This is a genomic window from Burkholderia alba (assembly GCF_034721475.1).
GTDB classification, from domain to species: domain Bacteria; phylum Pseudomonadota; class Gammaproteobacteria; order Burkholderiales; family Burkholderiaceae; genus Burkholderia; species Burkholderia alba.
Genome location: NZ_JAWJWL010000068.1, coordinates 1 through 7,579, shown reverse-complemented (window position 1 = coordinate 7,579; position 7,579 = coordinate 1). Strand labels below are relative to the sequence as shown.

At 58.9% G+C, this 7,579-nt stretch carries 7 protein-coding genes and 2 pseudogenes; 6 read left to right on the top strand and 3 right to left on the bottom strand.

Annotation, left to right across the window (positions count from 1 at the left end; all coding sequences use genetic code 11):
* Together RZR99_RS33485 and RZR99_RS31580 are read left to right on the top strand one after the other, a co-directional pair.
* Positions 1–332: pseudogene (locus RZR99_RS33485) on the top strand (patatin-like phospholipase family protein); the annotation flags it as partial.
* 23 nt (positions 333–355) lie between these two features.
* A pseudogene (locus tag RZR99_RS31580) lies at positions 356–1,093 on the top strand (DUF3734 domain-containing protein); the annotation flags it as partial.
* A gap of 389 nt (positions 1,094–1,482) precedes the next feature.
* Here the strand turns inward: RZR99_RS31580 and RZR99_RS31575 are convergent.
* Positions 1,483–1,788, bottom strand: coding sequence for a type II toxin-antitoxin system ParD family antitoxin (locus tag RZR99_RS31575; protein WP_407655541.1), 306 nt, complete (start codon positions 1,786–1,788; stop codon positions 1,483–1,485).
* A gap of 565 nt (positions 1,789–2,353) precedes the next feature.
* On the bottom strand, positions 2,354–3,460 hold the full coding sequence (locus tag RZR99_RS31570; RefSeq protein ID WP_323123642.1) for an AraC family transcriptional regulator: 1,107 nt from the start codon (positions 3,458–3,460) through the stop codon (positions 2,354–2,356).
* Positions 3,461–3,766: 306 nt separating this feature from the next.
* Between RZR99_RS31570 and RZR99_RS31565 the strand changes: the two genes are divergently transcribed.
* The gene (locus RZR99_RS31565; RefSeq protein WP_323123640.1) at positions 3,767–4,354 is read left to right on the top strand and encodes a hypothetical protein; all 588 of its coding nucleotides are present in this window, start codon (positions 3,767–3,769) and stop codon (positions 4,352–4,354) included.
* Between the two features lie 424 nt (positions 4,355–4,778).
* On the opposite strand, the gene RZR99_RS31560 is transcribed toward RZR99_RS31565, so the two are convergent.
* A complete protein-coding gene (locus tag RZR99_RS31560; RefSeq protein ID WP_323123639.1) occupies positions 4,779–5,246 on the bottom strand; it encodes a hypothetical protein in 468 nt (155 codons plus the stop codon).
* A gap of 148 nt (positions 5,247–5,394) precedes the next feature.
* Here RZR99_RS31560 and RZR99_RS31555 point away from each other — a divergent pair, with 148 nt between their 5' ends.
* The 3 genes from RZR99_RS31555 to RZR99_RS31545 all read left to right on the top strand — a co-directional run.
* Positions 5,395–5,775: a hypothetical protein gene (locus RZR99_RS31555; protein ID WP_323123638.1), complete on the top strand. Its 381-nt coding sequence runs from the start codon at positions 5,395–5,397 to the stop codon at positions 5,773–5,775.
* Between the two features lie 161 nt (positions 5,776–5,936).
* Complete coding sequence (locus RZR99_RS31550) at positions 5,937–6,893, top strand: alpha/beta fold hydrolase (RefSeq protein WP_323123637.1); 957 nt, start codon at positions 5,937–5,939, stop codon at positions 6,891–6,893.
* A 201-nt stretch (positions 6,894–7,094) separates the two neighbouring features.
* Positions 7,095–7,579: paraquat-inducible protein A (locus RZR99_RS31545; RefSeq protein ID WP_323123641.1), on the top strand; the 485-nt coding region annotated here is incomplete at its 3' end.

Genomic DNA, 7,579 nt, shown 5'->3' with positions numbered 1-7,579 from the left:
CCGGCAATCCGCCGGAGCGGCGCGTCGAGCGGCTGCGCGAGTTCTGGGAAACGATCTGCCAGCCGGCGTTCTTTCCCACGCTGCCGGCCGCGTTCGAGTACGCGCTCTTCAACAGTCACGAACACATCCGCTCGATACTCACCGCGAGCCAGACGGCGAGCGCATTTCTGCAGGGACAGCGAGGCTTCTTTGTGCCGCGCTTCCCGCCGCCGCTGCCGGGCACGACGAACCCGCCGGAATTGGTCAGCTACTACGACACGTCCGCGCTGCGCACGACGCTGCTCAAGCTGTGCGACTTCGATCGCATCAATTCGGGCGAGACGCGCGTGTCGGTCGGCGCGGTCAATNGGAATTGGTCAGCTACTACGACACGTCCGCGCTGCGCACGACGCTGCTCAAGCTGTGCGACTTCGATCGCATCAATTCGGGCGAGACGCGCGTGTCGGTCGGCGCGGTCAATGTCGGCACGGGCAACTTCATCTACTTCGACAACACGAAGACGACGCTGCGCCCCGAGCACTTCATGGCGTCGGGCGCGCTGCCCCCCGCGTTCCCGCCGGTCGAAATCGACGGCGAGTTCTATTGGGACGGCGGCATCGTCTCGAACACGCCGCTGATGGAAGTGCTGCGTGCGTCGCCGCGACGTGACACGCTCGCGTTCCAGGTCGATCTGTGGAGCGCGCATGGGCCGCTGCCGGCGTCGCTGGACGACGTCGCCGAACGCACCAAGGATGTCCAGTATTCGAGCCGGACGCGCTTCGTCACCGATACGCTGCAGCGCGAACAGCGCTATCGCAGTCTTCTGCATCGTGTGCTCGCGCACGTGCCGGAGGACGTGCGCAAGAGCGATCCGTGGTGCCAGCAGGCCGAGGAGGTGTCGTCCGGCCGGCGCTACAACGTCCAGCACCTGATCTACCAGCAAAAGCCCTCGGAGAATCAGTACAAGGATGCGCAGTTCGGCCTGTCGACCATGCGCGATCGCTGGGCGACCGGCCTCGAGGATATCCGCAAGACGCTCGCCGTCAGGGATGGCCTCGCGCCGCCCGACAACGAGGCCGGCTTCGTGACGCACGATATCCACCGCGCCCGTTGACGTTGGCGGAGATTGGCGCGCAGAACGGCGCCGATCCCTGGTGCGACAGTCCAACCCATCGGCTGGATGCCAAGTTGGGAAATCATCCCTTCATGTCTAGCGCACGCCATGATCGCGCCCGCTCCAACGGACGCTCTTGTCCCGGCGCAGGTTCGCCGTCACGTGCATCTATCCGCCCCAACCGGGAAAGCTCCGATGAGGGCATCGCCTGAGGGCAGGTGAACAGATCGGCAACTTGTATTGGACAGCTCAATATCACTTCGATATGCGGATCCTGCACGAACACGTCGACGCAATCGCTTAGGGCGCGACTGATCAGACATGGCGTGATTGGCGCATGGGTTTTAGCATCTCGTGCAGAGAAATTCAGACGTCTATAAGAACTTCTATCATTTGGTGTCACCCGCTTTCGGCTGATCGACCCGGACAGCCGAAGTTTCGGCGGAATCGCTGTGCCCAGCATGAGAGTCGCTCAAGCTGTGGTGTGGTACTACATCTAAGGCCGAGAACTGCGCGTCACGCTCAAGAATTAAACGTACGCCTTCACGCAACACCTCGCTTTTTGAGCCATACCGTCCGGTTTCGACCAAGTGCGCAACATAGCATTCGAGTTGGTTCCCAAGATAAGCACTAATCACAGTGATGAACTCTTCATAAGGAATATTTTTCTGTTGTATTCGATTTAATCTGTTCATAAATTCCGACAATATTCTTATTAAAATGTAGCATGTTTTGTATGAATGAAAACTGGCAGGATTGACAGGGGGTTAAGCTTTATTAAGATTCATGCATTGAAGCTGCCTATTTATCATGGCCGACATATTGTGTTGAATTTATTGACAATAATTCAAGTGATATAATTTTATTGTCGGAGTGTTGGCAATGATATGAATTTGGGACGATTGGTGAGGTAGTGTCGCCGGGAAATTTTGTTCCGATTCCATCACGGCTATCGTGAATGTTGGCGTGTACTTTGCGTTTCTGAACATCCGCGGAGCATGAGAAGGGGCTGCAAAAAAATCGCAGAAAGGCCCGACCGGAATAAAATTGAGGTATTGCAGAGCATAAACGCCGGCCTTATTCGCTCCCTACCGTATGCCAAATGCCCATCGATTGTCGGCCGAGTAACCCGCCGTTCTGCTCCATGGAATTTCACGGCTGATGTGCCGGGACCGAATACCGGAATAAGCGGGTGGGATACTTCGGGGAATCAATTTACACGCGGGTACGTGTATTGCTTGAATCGGCTCGGGCGGCGGCTCACTCTTCGCCGTCCTCGCGAATCCCGTTCGGTGTTTTGCCGGTCCAGCGTTTGAACGCATGCCGAAAGCTCACCGGATCGCTGAACCCCAATGCTTGCGCGATGTCTTCGGTGCTCAGCGTAGTCGTGCTCAGATAGTCGATCGCGAGTGCCCTTCGCACGCTCATCAACAATTCGCTATATGACGTTCCTGCCGCTTCGAGTTTGCGACGCAGAGTGCGCGAGGTCATGCGCAGGCTTGCGGCGATCGCGTCGATCTCGGGAAACCTGCCTGGCATGCGCGTCAGTTCGTGGTATACCCGCCGCGTAATATCGGACTGGCTACGGAGCTCTTCGAGCAGGCGCGCGCAGTGTGCCGAGACCTGTGCCGCAGTGATCGAGTGGGCGAGTTGCGGAGGGCGCGGCAACCACGCCGCGGGGTAGCTGAGCACGTTGCATGGCTGGTCGAATGCGATCGGACATTCGAATGTCTCGGACAGCAGCGCCGCGTGGGCCGGCCGCGCTCGCGAGAATTGCGCGCGTGCCGGCACGCACCACGCACCCATGACGTCCTTGACGACTCTCACATGCAATGCGAACTGCATGTCGATTAGGAAGTGATATAGCGGTGCGTTGAGCCCGGGCAGCGCAACTTCGTCCTGAGAGGGAAAGAGCCAGGCCGCCGTGTCGCCCTGCTTGACCCAGCGAATGTCGAGCATGCCGTTCGCGATCTGCTGGAATTTGATGGCCGAGTCGAACGCACGGGCCATTGTCTCCGCACACAGCAACGCGTAGCCGAACATGCCGTAGCTCGACACGCGCAGAAGACTGCCGGTGCGTATGCCCAGGTCGGAATGTCCGTATAGACGGATCGCGTTGTGCGCGGCCGTCAGAAATTGCTGCGTCGACGTCAATATAAAGGGGTTGGCGATCGCGTCGAGATCGAGGCCGGTCCCGGCGAGTACCGCATCCATGTCCAGGCCCGATTCCGACGCGACCTCGACCAGGATGGCAAGCTTCGAGGGCGAGAAGCGCCGCTGGGACAGCACGGCGGGATTTGCAAGATCCGCTAGTTGATTGCCGGTGAAAACCGCTTCCGCTGGTTTTGAATGCACGTTCCGCCGCATGGCAAGTCCTGAGTCCAATTCGATATCCCCATGGGCGCGTTCCATACCTGGTCGCGCTGTGCCGTCTTTGGGGCGTCGCTGCGCTGACGATAAGGTTACACCAATCGGGAAGGCCGACGCGGTGATTTAAACGGACGATATTTCTGTCTGTTTTGATCATTTCCAAAACACAAGCCGCAAGCCATAGTCATTCGCTGCAATACAGATTGCGGGATGCGATGTCGTGCGCGATAGCGCCTGCGGCGGCTCGGAATCGGTCTCCGCAAATCGGGCGAATTCTTTGCATTGGCAGTTCAAGGATAGTTGATGAGCAACAGCCACCGGATCCTGTCATACGGCTCGATCCCTGCCGAGATCGATGCCGTTCGCCCGCCCTCGATCAACGCGTTGCCGGGGGACGTGATGCCCCGGTTCGCTGTCGAACCGGTGACGCTTGACGGTAGCCGCCTGCTGTCGCTGCGGAACACAGGCGGCACGACGGGGCTGTCGAAGGGCGCCGTGTTGTCGGACTTCATGATCGACGCGGAAAACTCGCGCGTCGCCAACCCGAAGGTCATCAAGACGTCCATCGACACATTGAAGACCGCGCGGCCGGCGGCCTTTCTCGGTATCGACCCGCTGTACGCGGGGCACGCAAGCCACCCGCGCTTGAAAGAGGTTGGCCGATCGCGCATGAAACCGACTGCCGGTGGCGGCTCCACGATGATCGATGCTGTGTCGGCGCGTTGGAAGGCGGCGACCTGCATTGCATCCGCGAAGGCGACGGTCTCTCGGAAATCTCACCCGGTCACCTGTGCTGCCGTTCAACCCGTTGCTCACCGCCGGGCTACCTGTCCCGTGGGTCTGCCCGCTCCGCTCGCCGACGTCGCGCTACTCGACGACAACGATGAATAGGTTGGCATGGGCGAGTCCAGCGAGATCTTTGCGCCTGAGGCCAGCCAGGCGGCCTTCACTGCAGGCGGCTACTCCCATCCTGGGGACATCGACAGATTCGGCGATCTGGCTACAGGGGCGTCACGTCGGTGCGCTGGCTCACCGTGATGGCGACTTATGCGTCACCACTCTAAACGCACGGTTTTTGACAATTCCTGACAAATCACCAGTGCACTTAATTTTTACTAGTCTATATAGTCTGGGCGTGAATGAAATCAATCTGCTTTTTGTAAGGTTTGCTTAATAAATTTTTTGATCCATGTGAGAAATACCTGGATGAGATGACGGCTGAAAATTAGCATTCTCCGTGCCTTATTTTTCTATTCATATTCCAAATGGAAAAATATTGATCATGTTCAATATTCTGGATGATTAGACATACGAATTATCTGTCTAATATCGAGACACAATTTTCTTTCCGAGCCATTGGAATGGCTCCCGGAGCAGTGATGACATGACCCACGGCGACAATATCGCTACGAACGGCCGCATCGACGTCCCGCAGGGTTTTCCGCCCGTCATGATCGCCTCGGAACTCGATGGCGGTAAGTCGCGGGTCGTACTCCAAGGTTTCGAGGGCAGGCCCGACGATATCCAGGTCGATGATCCGGGTCACGCTATTGATTGGACCAGCATGGGTGCGCGACCGGCAAGCAAGGAGGTGTTTCCTGATGCGGACGGCACGATCGAGCGTTGCGATCTGGGCGGACAGGATCAAGAAGTGCTGGTTGGGAACGGCAAGATCGCGACGCCCAAGCAAATGCAGCTCGATGCGACGGGAAGGTTGATCTACTGGTGTGGCGGGGACGGCATGGCCATACTCCGCTGCCGACGATGGTCGCGCCCTGATCATGCTTGCGCGCACCGGTCGATGGCCTTCCGGCTCCGGAAATGCGCTGCGTCATTGTGTCGGGATGGCGCTCGATGTCCCGAACGGACACCTCGATTGGCCGCAGGAGGGCCCTCCCGATGGCGGTCCCGGTCGCCTTCTCGGAATGGGATTGAACGTGCCGACGGGTGCGACGCCAGACGATCGAGCCGACCTGGAATTGTTAGTCGACCGTCTGACCGAACCTATCGCCCTGGAAATCGATCATGAGCGTCAAGCACGCTACTGGGCCGATCGCGGCAACTCGGCGGCGAGAGGCAATAGTCTGAATCGCGCCGATATGACCGCGACCGGACTGGCGCACCACGAGGTGTTGGCAACGGGACTGAAGGAAGGCATCGGCTTGGCGCTCGATCTCGAGCGACGCCGTGGATTCGTCGCCGATCTCCGCGGAGCCATTCGGGTGGTGCCAATGGATGGCGGGTCGTTTATCACAATCCATCCATGTTCCGGTTCCGTTACCGGCTTGGCTTTTTTGCCGGCTAACGATTAGTCCCGTCGAGCGCGTCAGGCTGCGTCACTCACGCGCACTGACGGGGCTCGAGGGCAGATTGGCTGAGTGCTATACGCGCCTGTTCATTGCACCGTGCGCCTTTGTGAAGCGAGTACCGGTCTGTTGATGAACCGTCGCACCGAGCAACTACGGGAGAAACCATGTCGGATGTGCTGAGAGTAGACGACTTTACTTTTGTCTCCTATGTCGACGGAACGGCTATTTATGGGCGGCGTTGGTTGCCGCCCAGCGGGGCGGTGCCTCGGGCCGTGATCCAGGTTACCCATGGTATTGCCGAGCATAGCGGTCGCTATGATCGATTCGCGCGTGCCCTCGCCCGTGACGGTTACGCGGTCTATGCGCTCGATCTGAGAGCCCATGGGAACACGGCGCTCGAAGGGCAACTGGGTATCGCGGGAGTCGATGCGTGGACGCTGATGAAGGCGGACATTCGTCAGCTCGGCGAAATCGCCAGGCAAGCCTACCCCGATCTTCCTTTAGTTGCTTTCGGTCACAGCATGGGTTCGGCCTTGACGCAGGGTTACATTCAAGAGCATGGCTCGGAATTGGCCGGTGTCATTTTGTGCGGAACGATGGGCAGCTTCCCGGGAGAGAGCGCAGCAGTGATCGATGCCATGTTGCCAGCGTTGAAGGCGATCGCGGAAAGCCCCCGAGCCAACGAGATTTCCGAATTTATGCGCACCATGCTGACCTCATTCAACACGCCATATGCTGGATCCGGCGCCGTGACAGGGGGGGAATGGATGACCCGTGATCTTGCGGAGCAGGCCAAATTCTTTGCCGATCCGCTCTGCGGCAAGTTGTTCTGCAATGGCCTCCTTTATTCGGTGGTCGAGGGATTTCAGTCTCTATGGACGGATACGGCCGAGGCGTGCATTCCACGCTCCTTGCCCATCCTGATCATCTGCGGCGCGGAGGATCCAGTCGGCGGAGAGACGCAAACGGTCCAACACCTCGTCACGCGTTACATGAAGCAGGGACATCGTCATCTGTCTTACATCGTCTATCCCGACGCGCGCCACGAAATTCTCAATGAGGCATGCAAGGAGACGGTTCATCGAGACGTTATCGGGTGGCTGTCGGCCATTTCAGGATAGTCCCCGGATTTTTCCCCGCTGTCACGAGCGATGGCCACGAAGACGCCAGTGTGCGCAGGTCGTTATCGATGGACCGACTGGCCAACTGTCGGGGCCGTGCTCGGGGAAGTTCATGAGCGAATAAACACGATGGTGATGTCGCCGATGGCATGCCTCCGAGCATTCTGGTGGTCACCAGGCATGGGATAAAACTTGAAATCGATGCTTATCAGCTGTCACGAGTGCGACGCACTGTTGCACAAACCGCGCATGAGCGGCAAAGACACCGCGCGCTGTCCGCGTTGCGACGCGCTGCTCTACCGGAGCGGGTCGGCGCAGATCGAACGCATCTGCGCGCTCACGCTCGCCGCGCTGATCACGTTTCTGATCGCGCAGGCCTTCCCGATCCTCGAAATGGACGTGAACGGCATCCGGGTGCAGACCACCCTGCTCGGCGCGCTCCAATCGCTGTGGGATCAGGACATGCGGATCGTCGCGATGATGGTGTTCTGCTCGACGCTGCTGTTCCCGCTCGTCGAGATGGCGGCGCTGCTCTACGTGCTGTTCCCGCTGCGCGCCGGCCACGTGCCGCCCGGCTTCAACCGGGTGCTGCGCGCGATCCAGCTGGTGCGGCCGTGGGGGATGATCGAGGTGTTCATGCTCGGCATCCTCGTCACCATCGTCAAGATGGTGACCCTCGCGCGCGT